Source organism: Bartonella rattaustraliani AUST/NH4, assembly GCF_000312565.1.
Classification (GTDB): domain Bacteria; phylum Pseudomonadota; class Alphaproteobacteria; order Rhizobiales; family Rhizobiaceae; genus Bartonella; species Bartonella rattaustraliani.
In genome coordinates, this window is record NZ_CALW02000014.1 from 22,239 (window position 1) to 39,746 (window position 17,508).

19 protein-coding genes, 1 tRNA gene and 2 pseudogenes are annotated in these 17,508 nt (G+C 38.5%); 16 read left to right on the plus strand and 6 right to left on the minus strand.

Features of this window, described 5'->3' with window-relative positions; genetic code table 11:
- Positions 1-123: 123 nt before the first annotated feature.
- The 6 genes from glyA to nusB all read left to right on the plus strand — a co-directional run bounded on the left by glyA (position 124) and on the right by nusB (position 4,655).
- A complete protein-coding gene (gene glyA, locus BN67_RS02655) occupies positions 124-1,437 on the plus strand; it encodes a serine hydroxymethyltransferase (protein ID WP_019222602.1) in 1,314 nt (437 codons plus the stop codon).
- A 12-nt stretch (positions 1,438-1,449) separates the two neighbouring features.
- Entirely contained in the window at positions 1,450-1,932 is a 483-nt protein-coding gene (gene nrdR, locus BN67_RS02660) for a transcriptional regulator NrdR (RefSeq protein ID WP_019222603.1), read from the plus strand.
- A complete protein-coding gene (ribD, locus tag BN67_RS02665; RefSeq protein WP_019222604.1) occupies positions 1,925-3,052 on the plus strand; it encodes a bifunctional diaminohydroxyphosphoribosylaminopyrimidine deaminase/5-amino-6-(5-phosphoribosylamino)uracil reductase RibD in 1,128 nt (375 codons plus the stop codon). Before nrdR ends, ribD begins: the two co-directional genes overlap by 8 nt.
- On the plus strand, positions 3,034-3,651 hold the full coding sequence (locus tag BN67_RS02670; protein WP_019222605.1) for a riboflavin synthase: 618 nt from the start codon (positions 3,034-3,036) through the stop codon (positions 3,649-3,651). Before ribD ends, BN67_RS02670 begins: the two co-directional genes overlap by 19 nt.
- A gap of 72 nt (positions 3,652-3,723) precedes the next feature.
- A complete protein-coding gene (locus BN67_RS02675) occupies positions 3,724-4,182 on the plus strand; it encodes a 6,7-dimethyl-8-ribityllumazine synthase (protein ID WP_019222606.1) in 459 nt (152 codons plus the stop codon).
- A 2-nt stretch (positions 4,183-4,184) separates the two neighbouring features.
- The gene (gene nusB, locus BN67_RS02680) at positions 4,185-4,655 is read left to right on the plus strand and encodes a transcription antitermination factor NusB (protein ID WP_019222607.1); all 471 of its coding nucleotides are present in this window, start codon (positions 4,185-4,187) and stop codon (positions 4,653-4,655) included.
- 51 nt (positions 4,656-4,706) lie between these two features.
- On the opposite strand, the gene BN67_RS02685 is transcribed toward nusB, so the two are convergent.
- Complete coding sequence (locus BN67_RS02685) at positions 4,707-5,186, minus strand: outer membrane protein assembly factor BamE (protein ID WP_026088128.1); 480 nt, start codon at positions 5,184-5,186, stop codon at positions 4,707-4,709.
- A 252-nt stretch (positions 5,187-5,438) separates the two neighbouring features.
- Here BN67_RS02685 and BN67_RS02690 point away from each other — a divergent pair, with 252 nt between their 5' ends.
- The 5 genes from BN67_RS02690 (at position 5,439) to BN67_RS02710 (ending at position 9,349) form a co-directional block, all read left to right on the plus strand.
- Entirely contained in the window at positions 5,439-5,996 is a 558-nt protein-coding gene (locus tag BN67_RS02690) for a YceD family protein (RefSeq protein WP_019222609.1), read from the plus strand.
- A 156-nt stretch (positions 5,997-6,152) separates the two neighbouring features.
- On the plus strand, positions 6,153-7,223 hold the full coding sequence (gene plsX / locus BN67_RS02695; RefSeq protein WP_019222610.1) for a phosphate acyltransferase PlsX: 1,071 nt from the start codon (positions 6,153-6,155) through the stop codon (positions 7,221-7,223).
- 49 nt (positions 7,224-7,272) lie between these two features.
- Complete coding sequence (locus tag BN67_RS02700) at positions 7,273-8,247, plus strand: beta-ketoacyl-ACP synthase III (protein WP_019222611.1); 975 nt, start codon at positions 7,273-7,275, stop codon at positions 8,245-8,247.
- 77 nt (positions 8,248-8,324) lie between these two features.
- Positions 8,325-8,636, plus strand: a complete 312-nt coding sequence (locus BN67_RS02705) for an integration host factor subunit alpha (RefSeq protein ID WP_019222612.1) — start codon at positions 8,325-8,327, stop codon at positions 8,634-8,636.
- Between the two features lie 209 nt (positions 8,637-8,845).
- Positions 8,846-9,349: a MerR family transcriptional regulator gene (locus BN67_RS02710; RefSeq protein ID WP_019222613.1), complete on the plus strand. Its 504-nt coding sequence runs from the start codon at positions 8,846-8,848 to the stop codon at positions 9,347-9,349.
- A gap of 57 nt (positions 9,350-9,406) precedes the next feature.
- On the opposite strand, the gene thrS is transcribed toward BN67_RS02710, so the two are convergent.
- From thrS to BN67_RS02725, 3 genes and pseudogenes are all read right to left on the minus strand, one after another.
- Complete coding sequence (gene thrS / locus BN67_RS02715; RefSeq protein ID WP_019222614.1) at positions 9,407-11,386, minus strand: threonine--tRNA ligase; 1,980 nt, start codon at positions 11,384-11,386, stop codon at positions 9,407-9,409.
- Positions 11,387-11,501: 115 nt separating this feature from the next.
- Positions 11,502-11,877: pseudogene (gene yidD, locus BN67_RS12525) on the minus strand (membrane protein insertion efficiency factor YidD).
- Positions 11,871-12,305, minus strand: coding sequence for an iron-sulfur cluster assembly scaffold protein (locus tag BN67_RS02725; RefSeq protein WP_026088129.1), 435 nt, complete (start codon positions 12,303-12,305; stop codon positions 11,871-11,873). Before BN67_RS02725 ends, yidD begins: the two are co-directional and overlap by 7 nt.
- Before the next feature lie 137 nt (positions 12,306-12,442).
- On the opposite strand from BN67_RS02725, the gene folE reads away from it, so the two are divergent.
- From folE to BN67_RS02745, 5 genes are all read left to right on the plus strand, one after another.
- Positions 12,443-13,078, plus strand: coding sequence for a GTP cyclohydrolase I FolE (gene folE, locus BN67_RS02730; protein WP_019222616.1), 636 nt, complete (start codon positions 12,443-12,445; stop codon positions 13,076-13,078).
- A 130-nt stretch (positions 13,079-13,208) separates the two neighbouring features.
- Positions 13,209-13,293: transfer RNA gene (locus BN67_RS02735), tRNA-Leu, on the plus strand.
- Between the two features lie 234 nt (positions 13,294-13,527).
- Complete coding sequence (locus tag BN67_RS14380) at positions 13,528-13,680, plus strand: hypothetical protein (RefSeq protein WP_192813115.1); 153 nt, start codon at positions 13,528-13,530, stop codon at positions 13,678-13,680.
- Between the two features lie 167 nt (positions 13,681-13,847).
- On the plus strand, positions 13,848-14,927 hold the full coding sequence (locus BN67_RS02740) for an alpha/beta hydrolase (RefSeq protein WP_019222617.1): 1,080 nt from the start codon (positions 13,848-13,850) through the stop codon (positions 14,925-14,927).
- A 138-nt stretch (positions 14,928-15,065) separates the two neighbouring features.
- Entirely contained in the window at positions 15,066-15,560 is a 495-nt protein-coding gene (locus BN67_RS02745) for a hypothetical protein (protein WP_026088131.1), read from the plus strand.
- Positions 15,561-16,169: 609 nt separating this feature from the next.
- Here the strand turns inward: BN67_RS02745 and BN67_RS12530 are convergent.
- Both BN67_RS12530 and BN67_RS02755 read right to left on the minus strand, forming a co-directional pair.
- A pseudogene (locus BN67_RS12530) lies at positions 16,170-17,212 on the minus strand (tyrosine-type recombinase/integrase).
- A gap of 8 nt (positions 17,213-17,220) precedes the next feature.
- Positions 17,221-17,433, minus strand: a complete 213-nt coding sequence (locus BN67_RS02755) for a hypothetical protein (protein WP_019222619.1) — start codon at positions 17,431-17,433, stop codon at positions 17,221-17,223.
- Positions 17,434-17,508: the final 75 nt, after the last annotated feature.

Genomic DNA, 17,508 nt, shown 5'->3' on the forward strand with positions numbered 1-17,508 from the left:
TGGTAAAGCAATAAGATAAATGTTTGCACCATTTTTAAGTGAAAGTTGTTTTAAATATTTGGTTTGCGTGGTTTGCTATGTTATCGTTCTATGACTTTGATTTTTTATGTAGGAACGTGTTTTATGACTCAGCAAGAAAATGATACACAAAAGCGCTTTTTTAATGATAATTTGCAAACCGTTGATGCTGCAATTTTTGAGGCAATTGAAGGAGAATTTGGGCGGCAACAACATGAAATTGAGCTGATTGCTTCAGAAAATATTGTTTCAAGAGCTGTTCTTGAAGCGCAGGGGTCGGTTCTCACCAATAAATATGCGGAAGGTTACTCGGGAAAGCGCTACTATGGGGGATGTCAATTTGTTGATGTCGTTGAAGATTTAGCAATTGAGCGCGCAAAGAAGCTCTTTGGAGCTGCTTTTGCCAATGTACAGCCTCACTCTGGGAGCCAAATGAATCAGGCTGTATTTTTAGCTTTACTCAAGCCCGGTGATACCTTTATGGGACTGGACTTAAATGCTGGTGGTCATCTGACGCACGGTGCATCTGTTAATATGTCCGGAAAATGGTTTGATGCTGTTCATTATGGTGTGCGTCAAGAAGATCAAATAATTGATATGGAAGAGGTTGAACGACTTGCAAAAGAATGTAGACCTAAACTTATTATAGCTGGTGGTTCGTCTTATCCTCGTTTCTGGGATTGGAAACGGTTTCGTGAAATTGCAGATGAGATTGGTGCTTATTTCCTTGTTGATATGTCTCATATTGCTGGTTTAGTTGCAGGCGGTGTTCATCCTTCCCCTGTTCCTCATGCGCATATTGTAACGACTACAACGCATAAATCGTTACGCGGTCCTCGTGGTGGTTTGATATTAACCAATGATGAAGCTTTAGCGAAAAAAATTAATTCAGCTATTTTCCCAGGACTTCAAGGTGGTCCTTTAATGCATGTGATTGCCGGTAAAGCTGTTGCATTTGAAGAAGCTTTGCAGCCTTCTTTTAAAAGCTATAATGCCAATGTCATTGCTCATGCAAAAATTTTGGCGAAGACATTGCAGGATAATGGTTTTGATCTTGTTTCTGGTGGTACTGACAACCATTTATTATTGGTTGATTTGCGTTCCAAAAAACTGACGGGAAAACGTGCCGAGTTGGCTTTGGGGCGTGCTCATATTACCTGTAATAAAAATGGTATTCCTTTTGATCCTGAAACACCATCGATAACATCGGGAATTCGTTTGGGCTCACCTGCTGCAACGACGCGTGGCTTTGCAGAAAAAGAATTTATTCAAGTTGGTCATCTGATTTCAGAGGTTCTTGATGGTTTAAAAGAGTCTAAAAGTGATGAGGATAATCGTGTTGTTGAAATGATGGTCAAGAAAAAGGTAGAAGATATGACAGATAGATTTCCTCTTTACTCTTATCTTAGAACTTGTTAAAGGCTGAGAAAGATGCGTTGTCCTTACTGCCAATGCGAGGATACACAGGTGAAGGATTCGCGTCCTGCTGAGGAAGGAGCGGTCATTCGTCGTCGGCGTGTGTGTTCTGTTTGCGGTGGCCGTTTTACAACTTTTGAACGTGTTCAATTGCGTGAGCTCCTGGTTTCTAAAAAGAGTGGTCGTTGTGAGCTGTTTGATCGTGATAAGTTGATGCGATCTGTTGATATAGCTGTACGTAAGCGCGGTATTGATTCAGAGCATATTGAACGAGCAATTTCTGGGATTGTACGTCAGCTCGAGAGTTCAGGAGAGCCTGAGATTGCTTCGGAAAAAATAGGGCAGCTTGTGATGGAGGCGTTGAAAAGCATTGATGATATTGCTTACATTCGTTTTGCGTCTGTTTACCGGGACTTTCGTAATGCAAGCGATTTTCACGATGTTATAGATGAGTTGTCAAAGAGTATAACGGATACAGAATCTTGTTTTGATGAATAAAAAAGTGCAAGATGAACGGTTTATGGCTGCAGCTATCCGTTTAGCGGAACGTCATGTTGGTCTTACTGGTGAAAACCCTTCGGTTGGTACATTAATTGTACGAAACGATGCGGGAGGTGGGGCATCTATTGTCGGTTATGGTGTAACAGCTGTTCACGGAAGACCCCATGCTGAAGTCCAGGCTCTGCGCATGGCAGGCTCCTTGGCACGAGGAGCTACTGCCTATGTTACTTTAGAACCTTGTTCGCATTATGGTAAAACTTTGCCTTGCGTAAATGCATTGATTCATTCAGGTATTTCACGGGTTGTTATTGCTCTTACTGACTTAGATAAGCGGGTTAATGGCCGGGGTATTGCTCTTTTGCGTGCGGCTGGTATTGAAGTTGTTGAAGGTGTTTTAGCTGAAGAAGCTTTTGAGGCGTTATGTACGCATTTGTGTATCAAGCAGTTGCAACGCTGTGCTGTTACTTTTAAAATGGCAATTTCTGCAGATAACGGTGTGGGGAAAAAAGGGCAGGGTGGTATAAAAATTAGTGGAATGATTTCTCATACACATACCCATATTTTACGCGCTCAAAATAATGCTATTATTGTTGGTGTTGGGACTATTCTTGCGGATGATCCACAATTGAACTGTCGTTTGCCAGGGATGGAGATGCGTTCTCCTATACGGGTTATTTTAGATATGGATTTATGCATTCCCCTTGATTCAAAAGTTGTTCAAACGGCAATAAAAATTCCTACATGGATTATTTGTGATGCGAGCTTTGTAAAAAAAGATAAAAAAAGTGCGCTGGAACAGTATGGTGTATCTGTGTATCCAATAGAAATGCGTGATGGTTGTATGCAGCCCCTTGCGATTTTACAGCTGCTTTATCAACGTGGAATCAATAGTGTTTTACTTGAGGGAGGCGTAAAGACTGGGGAAAGTTTTTTAAATGCCGGCTGTGTAGATTATTTAATATGTTTTTATGCTCCTGTTATTTTAGGAGACAATCGTATCGAGGCTCCTTACTTTGGAAATTATCTTTCGCAGTTCCATGAAGTTGAGTCAAGAATGTTTGGAGATGACCGTTTTTATAAATGGAGGCGTAAAACGCTATGTTCACAGGGATCATAACGGATATCGGTTGTGTTGAAGAAGTGCAGCCTTTAAAACAAGGTGTGCGTTTAAATATTTCTACGCGCTATGCTATGGAAAACTTAGAAATTGGTGCCTCTATTGCGTGTTCAGGAATTTGTCTGACAATCGCTGAACGAGGAAAAAAGCAAGAGAATAGAAGTTGGTTTGCTGTGGAAGCGTGGGAAGAAGCATTGCGGTTGACGAATCTTGCACAATGGACAAAAGGAACCCCTATTAATTTAGAGCGTTCACTTCGGTTGGGTGATGAAATGGGTGGGCATTTGGTTTCTGGTCATATTGATGGTTTGGCTGAGATTATTGATAAGAAAAATGAGGGAGAAGCAGTTCGTTTTTTCCTAAAAGTTCCAACAAAATTTGCGCCTTTTATTGTCAATAAAGGGTCCGTTGCACTCAATGGAACATCTTTGACTGTGAATGGTGTTGAAGATTGTATTTTTGATGTTCTTATGATTCGACACACACTTGAAGTGACGACATGGGGGCAAGCTAAAATCGGTGATCAGGTTAATTTGGAAATTGATCAGCTTGCTCGTTATGCTGCGAAATTTTCTGATTTTAAAATGAAAAGTGAATAAAAGGTATAGTCTTAAGAGTTTAGTGTTTTAACGCTTTAAATTCTTTTATTAATTTTCTTGTGGGATCTCGTCATGACAAAAGAGATATGTAAAAAATCGCATGTATTAATTGTTGAAGCACGTTTTTATGATGAAATTTCTGATTCTCTTCTGATGGGTGCAACGCGTGTTTTGCAAAAAGCTGGAGTAAACTACGATATTGTGACTGTTCCGGGAGCATTAGAAATACCAGCTGCAATCGCTTTTGCTGAAAAAAGTCGTAAGGTCTCTTACGAAGGTTATGTGGCACTTGGCTGTGTTATTCGAGGTGAAACATATCATTTTGAAATTGTTGCGAATGATTCTTGTCGTGCATTAATGGACTTAACTGTTCATAAGTATTTGGCTATTGGAAATGGTATTTTGACTGTTGATGATGAAAAACAAGCGTGGGCACGTGCAAAACAAGACGAAAAAAATAAAGGTGGTTTTGCTGCTGAAGCTGCTTTATGTATGATCGCTCTCAAAAAGAAATTTGGAGATAATCATTAAATATGGCTGATATAAAAGAAAAATATTCTCTGCGCTCAGCCAATAAACGTGGAGCAGCAAGGCTTGCTGCAGTTCAGGCTCTTTATCAAATGGATATCGTTGGCACTGGTGTGAAGGAAACGGCTGCTGAATATGAGGCTTATCGTTTAGGAAAAGATATTGATGGAGACCAATATCTCGAGGCTGATTTTCAGTGGTTTTTGTCTATTCTCACGGGTGTTGTAAAAGATCAAAAACAGCTTGACCCTATGCTTCATCAACAGCTTTCCGCTGAATGGTCACTTTCACGTCTTGATTCTATATTACGCGCAATTCTGCGTGCAGGTTTGTGGGAGTTGATTAATCGTCGGGATGTCCCCGTTGCGGTTGTTGTGAATGAGTATGTCGATATAGCAAAGGCATTTTTCGAAGGTGATGAGCCAAAACTCGTTAATGCCGTTCTTGATAATATGGCGAAAAAAACGCGCTCTTAAAAACATCATTACAATCCTGATATAATCAGGATTGCATGGAGATGTTACAGCCTAGTTATGGACTGGTAAATTTGCGGGCCCCTTAATGATTTGGATCAAGAACGGCTGCTCTTTTGTAATGGTTGGTGTTGTTTGTGTGATAAAATCGAACACTTTACCATTTTGTAGACCGTAGTGTGCTATCTTACTTACTTGATTATTCTTATCGAAGTAAATAGCCAAAACTTTGCGATCAACAATCTTCGTTTTCATAAATTGCATCGCTCGATACCGTGTTTGTGAGATATAATAGTAGACTTCATTATCGTATTTTGTTTTCATTGAGGGGCGGCCTAGACTTAAAATAACTTGCTCCTGGCTTGATCCAACGGAAATAGAGCTGAGAGCATTTTTATCAAGAATGTAACCTTCTTGATATGTCTGGCTTGAACCTGAAAGATCAACAAAGCTACAACCGGCAGTGACGATCATGCTTGCTATTGATAAACCCATCAACAATTTACGTCCGATTAAGTCCACTTTGTGGGGAATTTGAAACAATGATACCTCCCTTTAATCTATTTAGATGTACGATAAGAATATATTTAGATGCATGATAAGAAGGCAACCTCAATTTTTTCTTAGTTCCAGATTAATTCGCCATAGCTTACATTGAGTTTCCTTGTTATAGAGTAAATTATGCCATACAGTGTTTCGTTAGAAAAGAAAAAAATCAATGTCTTTTAGCTTAATAAAAGCGCGGTACTTTACTTTTTATACTCTTTACATATTGGGGAGTTTCCAATGAATGCTCAAAATGTTTTTCCAATGACATTTGCTTTGGCTTATCCAATATTAGTACGTTCGTTGCCTGCTAAAGGTATAAGGGTTCATATTTGTGCGAATCAGAGTGAATGTGCACATTTAGCTAAAAATCATGATTTAGTTGAAGTAAAATTTTGTGAGGGGAAATTCCATATTTTACCTTGGAAAAAGCGTGGGGTCCGTATAAAAGGTTTATTAAGGGCGCGTATAATACAGTTATGTGTTGTTACATTAGAGCCGTTGGAAAATATTCTTCATGAAAATGTTGAGATGGTTTTTGTTCCGGAAGATTCAAATCTGACGAAGCCAAGAATATCAGAAGAGACAGGTGAATTGTTTCTAGATGTAGAAGGATCCGATACACCAGAAGTTTTTTATGGTGATAAAATTGATATTGGTGCGATCATGGAAGAATTTTTTGAGTTATCTCTTGACCATTATCCTCGTAAAAAGGGAATAAAGATGCAGGTGATTGAAAATTTAGAAGAGGTTGAGAAAAAAACATCACCATTTTCAGTTTTAAAAAATTGGAAGTGATTGTAAAAGCATAAAAAAATTGTCTATTGTGTACTATTGTAAAAACAGTATTTTCTGCGAAGCTATTTTATGTGATGTGCTTTAAGGGGGTTCAGGGGTGAAAAATCGCAATATGGTGTTTGAAGGCGTAAATAAAAAGATGTGGGATGTACAAGCGTGATTAGAATTTCTGTAGATGTGATGGGCGGTGATTATGGTCCGGAAGTAACGATTGCAGGAGCCGCAATTGTACAAAAACATTTGCCAGATGTTCGTTTTCTGTTTTATGGGGTCGATGAAGTTGCTAAGCCTGTTTTAAAAAAATACCCTTATTTGGCAGCTGTTTCGTGTTTTTTTCCTACAGAAAGTTATACACGTATGGATGAGAGGCCAAGTCAGGCATTGCGTAATGGGCGCGGTAAGTCATCAATGTGGTATGCAATTGAAGCGGTAAAAAATGGTGAAGCTGATGCATGCATTTCTGCTGGAAATACTGGTGCGCTTATGGCAATGTCCTATTTTTGTCTCAAGATGATGGCTGAAGCAGAGCGTCCTGGGATTGCAGGAATTTGGCCAACACTTCGCAATGAGAGCATTGTTTTAGATATTGGGGCGACGATTGGGGCATCTGCGAGCCAGTTGGTAGATTTGGCGGTTATGGGAGCAGGTATGTTTCGCGCCTTATATCACACAGAAAGGCCAAGTGTGGGACTTTTAAATGTAGGTGTTGAAGAAGTTAAAGGTCTTTATGCGATAAAAAAGGCTGGAATGATATTGCGTGAAGTGCAATTAGAAGGATTAGAATATAAGGGATTTGTTGAAGGAAATGACATTGGAAAAGGAACCGTAGATGTTGTTGTGACAGAAGGGTTTTCTGGTAATATTGCTTTAAAAACAGCAGAAGGAACGGCGCGGCAGATAGCAGAGATTTTAAACTCTGCATTGCGAAGTTCCTTTTTAACATCTCTTGGTTATTTTTTATCGCGGGGTGCTTTTCGTACACTGAAACATAAAATGGATCCCGATAGGGTGAATGGTGGAGTTCTGTTAGGCTTAAACGGTGTTGTTATAAAAAGCCATGGCAGTGCTAATGCTAATGGTTTTGCCTCTGCTATTCGTGTTGGTTATGAGATGGTTAGCAATGGGCTTTTAAAAAAAATAGCGCTTGATTTACGGCAGTTTCATGAGAATAAAGATGTGCTTTTTGATCAAGAAGATGAAACGGCGGTCAATGGGTACAACATATGATAAAATTGTATAATATAAATGAAAAATCTTAGAAAAAGGTCAGGAGCGAATGATTCGATCCATTATACGTGGTATAGGGAGTGCTTTGCCCAAGAAAAGCTTGTCGAATGATGAGATTACGAAGTTTGTTGAAACATCAGATTCATGGATTGTTCAGCGTACAGGAATACATCAGCGTTACATTGCCAGTGAAAATGAAACAACAGTTTCTCTAAGTGTTGAAGCGGCACAAGCAGCGCTTGTAGACGCTGGTCTGACAATAAAAGATATTGATTGTCTTATTTTGGCAACCTCAACACCAAATCGTACTTTTCCTGCTTCTGCTGTTGAAATTCAGCATGCCTTGGGAATGTGCCATGGATTTGCTTTTGATATTCAAGCGGTTTGCTCTGGTTTTATTTTTGCTTTAACAACCGGGGATGTCTATTTACGCAGCCGCGCAGTCAAGAGAATGTTAGTTATCGGCGCTGATACATTTTCTCGCATTTTAGATTGGAAAGATCGCACGACATGTGTTTTATTTGGTGATGGTGCGGGGGCTGCTGTTTTGGAAGCACAGGAAAGTGAGGGTAATATTTCTTTTGATCGTGGTATATTATCTGCAAAATTACGCTCTGATGGTACGTATATGGATAAGTTGTATGTTGATGGTGGTCCTTCAACAACGCAAACAACCGGCTATTTGCGTATGGAAGGACGAGAAGTTTTTAAATATGCAGTTGGTATGATTACGGATGTGGTAGATGATTGTTTTGCTGCTGCGGGTATGGATTCTTCACAATTGGATTGGTTTGTGCCTCATCAGGCCAATAAACGGATTATTGAAGCCTCTGCTAAAAAATTGGGAATTTCCATAGATAAGGTTGTGATTACCGTTGATCGACATGGTAATACATCTGCAGCATCTGTTCCATTGGCTTTAACAACGGCTGTTAGTGATGGAAGAATTAAAAAAGGAGATCTCATTATGTTAGAAGCTATGGGAGGTGGTTTTACATGGGGAGCAGTTCTTATTCGTTGGTAGACTATGATCGCTTGACCATATTGGAATAAAACGTATAAGTCACTTTGTAATTTTTAATATTTGAATGGGTGGTTATAATGGCAAGTAAAACAGTAACGCGTGCAGATTTAGCGAGCGTAGTTTGTAAACGAGTGGGCTTGTCACACACAGAATCAGCAGCTTTGGTTGAATTGGTTTTGGATGAAATTTGCAATTCACTTGTAAGAGGTGAGGCGGTTAAATTATCTTCTTTTGCGACTTTTCAAGTTCGCGATAAAAATGAACGTGTAGGGCGTAATCCAAAAACTGGTGTTGAAGCGCCTATACCTTCGCGGCGTGTTGTGACATTTAAGGCTGCCAATGTGCTCAAACAAAGAATTTTAGATTCACATCGCACAAGACAGGGATGATATCACATGAATAAGCCTTGCGACAAGGTTTGGCATTTGTTAAGAGAAATTGCATAAAAGCACGTTTTAAGTTTTGTTTTAAGCAAAAGGCCTTTGTGTTGAAATGCAGCCAAGTTATGGTCTTATTTTTGACCTCTCTTGTTGAGAGCATGAGACTTGATAAATCGTTATGAAATCATTCGCAGTGTATTAAATTAAGGTGTTGCAAAATGGATAAGAGCTCCGATGCTTTTCGCACAATCAGTGAAGTCGCTGAATTGTTGGAGCTTCCGCAGCATGTTTTAAGATTCTGGGAAACGCGTTTTAAGCAGATTAAACCAATGAAGCGTGGCGGAGGAAGACGTTATTATCGCCCAGCTGATGTTGATTTGCTTAATGGTATTAAACAGTTACTGTATGATCAGGGTTATACGATAAAGGGTGTGCAGCGTCTTTTGAAAGAGAATGGTGTTGCCTTTGTCACGGCGTTTGGTAATGGCAATCTTGAGGCGATGAATGTTGTAATAGAAAAAAAACATGCAGGAAAAACTTCTGAACTTATTAACGATAAGCTTAAAAAATCTTCTTTTGGGCTTTTAAGTTTTATGAAGAATGAAGCTGAAGCATCTGTTGGTGCACCGCATGCTTATAAAGATAAGAGTGATGAAGCATTGTTGCAGGAAATACTGTTTGAGTTGATTGAATGCAAACGCGTGCTTGATAGAGCAAGGTAAATAGAGCAAGGTAAAAGCGCTTTTTTCACTTTTTTCTTTTTGGTGTATCTTCATTATTTATTCTTTATTTATTAAACGACGCAAATCGGGTGGTGTAGCTTCATCTGTGAGTTGCGAAATTGCTTCTTCTATAGATAACAAGGTTTGATTTTGGCTTCCTAAACGGCGCATGTTCACGCTATTTGTTTCCGATTCGCGTTTGCCGCATACCAAAATAACAGGAACCTTTTGTACAGAATGGTCCCGTATTTTATAGTTAATTTTTTCATTCCGAAGATCTGATACTGCAGAAAGCCCGATAGCTTTAAGTTTTGCTGTTATTTTTTGGGCATATTCATTTGCCTCGGATGTAATTGTTGCAACAACAACTTGTTCAGGAGCAAGCCAAAGTGGCATATGACCAGAAAAATTTTCAATTAATACACCAAGAAAACGTTCCATTGATCCAAAAATGGCACGGTGAATCATAACCGGTTGACGTTTTTCTGAATCCTTATCAATATAGAATGCGCCAAAACGTTCAGGAAGATTAAAGTCTAATTGCGTTGTTCCACATTGCCATTCACGACCGATAGCATCTTTCAATGTATATTCAAATTTTGGACCATAAAATGCACCTTCACCGGGAAGGATACTCGTTTTAACTTGTCCTGCAGATTTTGTCTCAATAGTTTGCAGAACGGATTCCATGATACTTTCGGCATGATCCCATAATGCATCAGATCCCACTCGCTTTTCCGGACGTGTTGAAAGTTTAAGACTGATTTCTTTGAAACCAAAATCAGCGTAAGTTGATAAGATCAAATCATTAATACTAAGACATTCATCCGCTAACTGCTCATCGGTACAAAAGATATGCGCATCATCTTGTGTAAAACCACGTGCACGCATAAGACCATGGAGAGATCCAGATGGCTCATAACGATGAACGAGACCAAATTCAGCAAGTCTTATAGGCAAATCACGATAAGATTTTAAACCATGTTTAAAAATCTGTACATGGCCGGGACAATTCATTGGTTTAAGAGCGTAAACATTTTCACTCTTCCAATCTTCTGCTGCTGGAATTGTTTGGAACATATTCTCCTTATACCAGCCCCAATGGCCAGATGTTTTCCAAAATGACTTATCAAGTACTTGTGGTGCATTAACTTCGGCATATTGATGATCATCAAGACGTCTACGCATATAGTTTGTCAAGTTTTGGAACATTTTCCAGCCTTTTTTGTGCCAAAAAATCATTCCTGGTCCTTCTTCTTGAAAATGAAATAAATCCATTTCACGTCCTAAACGGCGATGATCACGTTTTTCAGCTTCTTCCAACATATGTAGGTAGGCTTTTAAGTCATTTTCATTTGCAAACGCTGTGCCATAAATTCTTGTGAGCATTGGATTATTGGCATCACCACGCCAATAAGCACCTGCAACTTTCATGAGTTTGAAAGCATTGCCAATTTGCCCTGTAGACTGCATGTGTGGACCACGACAAAGGTCAAACCAATCACCTTGATAATAAATTTTCAAATCTTGATTTTGGGGAATACTCTCAATAAGTTCAACTTTATAAAATTCACCTTTTTTAGTAAAAACTTCTTTTGCTTTTTCACGAGACCAAATCTCTTTTCTAAAAGGTTTATTGCGTTGAATAATTTCACGCATTTTCTTTTCAATGATGGTGAGATCATCTAATGTAAAAGGTTGCTGACGTGCAAAATCATAATAAAAACCATTTTCGATAACGGGGCCTATTGTGACTTGTGTTTCAGGAAAAAGTTCTTGCACAGCTTCAGCTAGGACATGTGCGCAGTCATGACGTATCAGTTCAAGAGCACGTGGATCTTCCCGGGTAATAATTTCTATTTGACCAGATTGTTCTAATGGGTCTGATAGATCATGCGTATTTCCATTGAGATTATAAGCGACCGCTTTTTTTGCAAACGATTTAGAAATGGATTCTGCTAACTCCAAACCCGTCATTTTTGCGGGGTAATCACGTTTTGAGCCATCAGGAAAAGAAAGAGAAACAGAGACAGACATAAAATACTCCTTTAATCCAATTCCGCTAACGATTGCGGATGGTGTCATGAAAATTTAGTCATCATTTAAATTTATAGACTGATTTTTTATCAATATGCATAAAAAAAGGAAAGAATTATTTGGTGTGTTTTGCAGAAATTTTCCAGTAGCGCCAAGGTTTATAAAAACAACAATAACTTTCGAGTCTGGTAGGGACTGGATCAAAGCCTGCTGTTCCCAAAGGGCCACAACGTATAAGACGAAAAAAACCCAATCCATGCACCTGCCCACAGTCCGTGACGTGCGATGGCTTCATAAGTATATTCTGAACAGGTTGGCATATGGCGACATTGATTTCCTATCAAGTTAGAAAGTGTTATTTGATAGAGGCGTATCAAGAAAATTCCCAATAATCGTCCAGGTGTTTTTTGCCAATGACCTGTATAATTTCGCGTTTGTTTTTTGTTTTGTCGAGAAGGTGACTTTTTTCGTTGAGAGGATGGTTTTAGCATTTATTTTTTTCGATTTGTTTAATACATTCTACTGTGGCATCAAAGGTGAGCATTGTCGAGGCATGGCGTGTTTTATAGTCCTTAATGGGCTGTAAATCAGAAAAGGCTTCAAAGGGAGTGGAAGGAGGAGTCCCGTTTTGTGTTAACATTTGATAGATCGTTTCGCGTAGTACTTTAATACTTTGTGTTGTTTGCCCGATGATATGAGAGGCTAAAAGTGAAGCTGAAGCTTGTCCTAACACGCATGTATGGACTTCATGAGCAAAATCTATCACACTGTCATTTTCTACTTTTAGATCTACAATAACGGTTGAACCACAAAGGCGTGCGTGCTTCTTTGATGTTGCATCTGGATTATGAAGGCGTCCAATTCTGCTTATATGCGCGGCATATTGAAGTATTTTATCATTATAAATGTTATCAATGATATTATCAATCATACGCTCTTACCTGAAATTTCGAAAATCGTGATTGTTTAAGCTTTTCATTCGCTTATATAGAGATTATATAAAATGAAATGAAGGTATAGCAAATGCTTTGTATAAAATTAGCTTGGAGTTTTTAAATGTGTAATGTTTTTGAAGGAGGTACCTCAGACCCACTTTCATCAGGGACAAGTTTATCTGAGAGCGCGCGCCCTCGTTTTGAGGAGGTTGAAGCTGCGATTCGTACGTTGCTCTTATGGGTGGGGGAAGATCCAAACAGAGAAGGGCTTATTGATACTCCAAAGCGTGTCGCTCAGGCGTATGGTGAGCTCTTTGCTGGCTATAACAAATCGGTTGAAGAAATATTAGGAACGGTTTTTGAAGAAATTTCAGGATATCATGAAGCGATAATTGTTAAAAATATTCCTTTTTATTCCCATTGCGAACATCATATGATTCCCATTGTTGGGAAAGCGCATATCGGGTACTTTCCTGATACAAAAATTGTTGGTCTTTCAAAAATTGCGCGTGTTGTTGATATTTTTTCTCGTCGTTTACAAACACAAGAAGCGATGACAGCTCAAATAGCATATGCTTTAGAAGAATATTTGAAACCTCGTGGACTTGCGGTTTTGATTGAAGCTGAGCATATGTGCATGGCTATGAGAGGAATCCAAAAGCAAGGTTCGACAACGGTTACAACGAGTTTTCATGGTTGTTATGAAGAAGATCAAAGCGCACATGTGGACTTTATGACGATAATTCAAAAGCCGTAATCTCATATTAAAATGATTTATATTAGACTATAAGGTGCTTAGGGAAAATAAATCATGGGAAAGTGAAAATAGGCTTGTACCTTTCTTTGTGATTTGTTAAAGCCAGAAGTTAGTATGTTTTTTACCACGTGCGGTCGTGGCGGAATTGGTAGACGCGCAGCGTTGAGGTCGCTGTGGGGCAACCCGTGGAAGTTCGAGTCTTCTCGACCGCACCACTTGTAGATTTTCTACAATATCATTTAGTGTTGTTGTTTTTTATCTTTTTTGTTTATCATTGTTTTTATTTAATTAATGTCTTTTACACACGACTTTGATATCTGATGAATCTGTCAAAAGTGCAATTCAAAAGGTGGTTTTAAAGTGATTAGGAAAACAAGAATACGTGATAGATTATCCGCTTTATCTGTAAAAAATTTTCCTAAAGGTAAATATGCGAATGGAGTAGGGTTATGGCGTATCAAAACCACACCACTTATGTTCGTGATAGAGCTATCAGTATAACTATGAAGGGGACTGTGTTGCGTATTGTAGTGAGATTTTTACGCGTTTTGGGCAATTCCATTTCAATTGGATGGAAATTTTGTTTTTTGCTTATCGTCTAAGAATATTGTAATCTTAGGGAGATTAAATCTTTTCGATAAAGCTTGGTGGTATTGTGGTAAGAAATACGGTTTTAAAGTCTTGTGCATTCTTTATTTGCGTTTCGTTGTTAATAGCATGTAGTCGGTCGCGTGCTGTGCTTTGGCATGGAGTACATGCAACACCATCTATGGTTGCTACGCAAAGGGAAGTTGAAGGTGGGCCGATTCTTCCGAAAGCTATTATTCCAGTGTATGTTGCAACAAGTCGTATGAGGCAAAACAGCTATTCTCAACCCTATGGGGCAGAGCGGTCCAATAAGGTATCTTATAACCGCGTTGACATAGGAATTCCTCAACAACATATGAAGGGTATGGTAGAGATAAACGCGTATAAGCCTACTCATGATAAATATTTTGCAGCAGTAGCATTGCAAAAATACGATAATAAGGAACAGTTTAAGCAGCAATTAAATGCTGCTTTAGCAAAAAAGCCAAAAGGAAAAAGAGAAATTTTTCTTTTTATTCACGGCTATAATAACAATTTTGCAGATGGAACATTTCGTACGGCTCAGTTTACGTACGATTATTCTTTAGATGTTGTTGCTGTGCACTATTCGTGGCCCTCTGCAGGCTCAGTACCTCTTTATATTTATGACCGTGATAGCGCTAATTTTGCACGTGATGGACTGATAGAGCTTTTAACACTCATAAGCGAAACCGATGCTGATCAGATTTCTGTTATTGCACATTCTATGGGTAATTTTATCATAATGGAAGCATTTAGAACTTTGGCATTACAGGGAAAATATAAACCTATTCGTCGTATGACAAGTTTCTTAATGGCAGCGCCAGACATTGATGTTGATGTGTTTGAACGTCAACTTAATGATATTAAGAAATTGCCTCAACCAACTGCTATTTTAGTCTCTCGTGCGGATAAAGCACTCGCTGTTTCAGGGCGTCTTACGGGAGGGCACCACCGTGTGGGGGATGGTTTTGATATCGACATGTTGCGTAAAAATGGAATAGCTATCCTCGACTTTTCTAATGTCGATGGTGGAGCACATAATGTCTTTGCGTCATCACCAACATTGATGGCTCTTTCTCGCGAAGGTTCTTTGGCTTCAACAATTATGCAGGGTACGGAATTGTCGCCCAGTCAGGCACTTCTTGCTGATGGTAGTACTGTATTGGAGAAGACAACCCATCTTATTCTTTATGCACCTATTCGTTTTTTAACTCCGTTGACCGCAATGACTCCACATTAACTGTGAAAAGCAACAGAGTTTTTCGTCAATATTGTATAGGTTATAAACGACATTCTTAGCATTTTCTTTAGAAGTGCTTTATACACTCAAAATAAATAGCGGAATGAATGTAAAGACTAATAATTAGGTGAGTTCATGATGCTTGTCCAAAAATGTTATGCTAAGACATCTCATAAGTTAGTCGATTACTTTTCTCATTCTGCTGTGCAATTATTAAATATTCGTACTATGCTTTTGAAGGTGAGAGAAGGTAATATGGGGGAAAAAGCGAATTTATTGAATCAAATCGATTCTACAAAAAAACAGTTGGATGAGATAAGTTATGCTCTTCTTTTAGAATATCGTAAACGCCAAGAAAATGAGCGCTTTTTGAAACAAATTTTGCTCTCGATTTCTGATCAACTTTTTTCACTGAATAACGGTTTTAAGGAAACGGGACGCCTTTTTTTTCAGGAAATTAGGACGCTTCAATATCAGATGCAATGTTTTTATGAGGGCAGGGAGAAGCAGAGTTTATTGGATAGCCAAGAATTTTATTCTTCGTCAAAAATTGATGAGGTCATTAAGCAGTTACAAAAAGCACGAGAAAAGCTTATCATTGAAAGCCCCCATCTTTTTGAACAAAAACATTAAGCTTTTGAAGAGAGATTTAGTTGAACAAAATACGCTGATTAAAAATATTTTCGATTTTGATAGGAAATAATGTAACCAAAATGTCATTCAAAGATAAACAGCTGTCATAATTTTTTATAATAAAATTTTATGATTTTATTTCGTTACATAACCACTCATACGTTTTCATATTTTGGACAGTCTCTTAATAGGGTTTGGCAGAATCAAAGATTTATTAGTAAAGAAGGTGGCATTTTGCGATATGCATAGTTGAAATCATACACCTTTATCCCAGCTATCTTGTACTCTAGAAATATAAAAATTAATAGGTTACATGAAGTAAAAAATGAAATAATGCCCAAAGAGAGAAGATTCACCCTTAGGAGGGATAAATTCTTCTCTAATTGTATCCCAAATGCGCTTTATGAAATGCTGTGTTTGAAACTTTATTCTCGCACCTATTATCTAGGTGTCCCGCACTCTTTAAAAAAGGCGAATAAAATGAATAAGTTATAAGGCATAAAAAGTGAAATGGTGGGCGATGAGGCAAATAAAAAATAAATACAATAAAATACTTACATATAATATGAGGGAATAGGCGAATCCTGATTCTATTATGTTTTTTTTCCTCTATCCCTCATCTTTTTGGAGCTTTTTTATAGCTTGAAGAGCTAGCTTTTTACGGTCTGCACTCTTTGTGTAAAGAGAGGCCATGTTGTCATCAGTCCAACCAAAAAGTGCTTTGAGTTGTGATACGGTTGCACCCGAGTTGGCTGCTCGTGTTGCTGCTAATTTTCTTAATCCATGTGCTGATTTTTTAATGCCTGGTGCATTGCAAGCATTTCTAAATGTATTGCCAAAGCTTTCTTTGGTGAATTTTTTCCCACCTTTCCCGCAAATAAATGTTTCATCCCCAATAGGACCAATTTTAAGAGTTTCTGCTAATTCAGGTAGAATTGGCAGAAAGACATCTGTTTGAAATTTACTTTTTTCTGTTTTGAGGTGAATTATGTTATCTTTTACGTCTTTCCAGCCAATACGAATGGCGTCACCTCTACGCAACCCGTGTAAAGAAGAATATCAATCCAGACGCGTTCATGGGTACCATGTAACCATTGTTGATAATATTTTTCAACGTCTTCTTCTGTCCAAACAGCAAAGCCATCTTTGTTGTGAAGGGCTGGTGGTTTGATACCTAACGCTGGATTATTTTCTAAAAGACCTTGTTTAATTGCCCAATTAAAAAGCCCATTAAGGGATTTCAGAAAGTTCCTAGCCATTGCTGGTGTTTCTTTACGCCGTTCAACGCCAGCTATGATATGTTTTTTTTCAATGGCTTGATAGGGAATATTTCTTGTAGTATCACATACCTTCATAAGGATGAGCTCTTTTTGCTTTTTTGTAGCTTTAGCGTAGCTATGCCAATCGGAGCTGTTAAAATACTGTTTAAGCAGCCATGCGAATGAACCTTCAACAAGTTTACCTGTTTTAGGTTTAGGAGGTGTTATACCTTGTAATTCGGCAAGTGCGCTTTTGTAGTTGTCAACAAACTCTTGTGTTCCATAGGTTCCGCGCACTCTAATACGCTTTCCATGACCAATACGCACATACCATAGAGTTTTACCATGACGTGTTCGTTCACGCACAAGATGAGGGGGGCGAGGTTTAGGCATAAGATCACTTATAAAACGATATCAAATTCATATTCTTTTCTTAATAAGCTTTCCAAGCTATCAGGATGCGCAGCTGAATTTGGTATTGGGATACCGGTTTTAAGATAGAGAAGGACTTCCCCCGTGGGTTTAATTTCCATTAATTCGCAGCCTTGTTTTTTTGCCTCTTTTAAAGCACGTGCAATAGCTCGTTGTGTTATGGCAGATCTGAGAGGTGCCATGATCTATCTCCTTATTTTGGTTAAGTTTATCCGTTACGTAAAATACGTATTTATTGAAAATTATTGAGAAGTGGG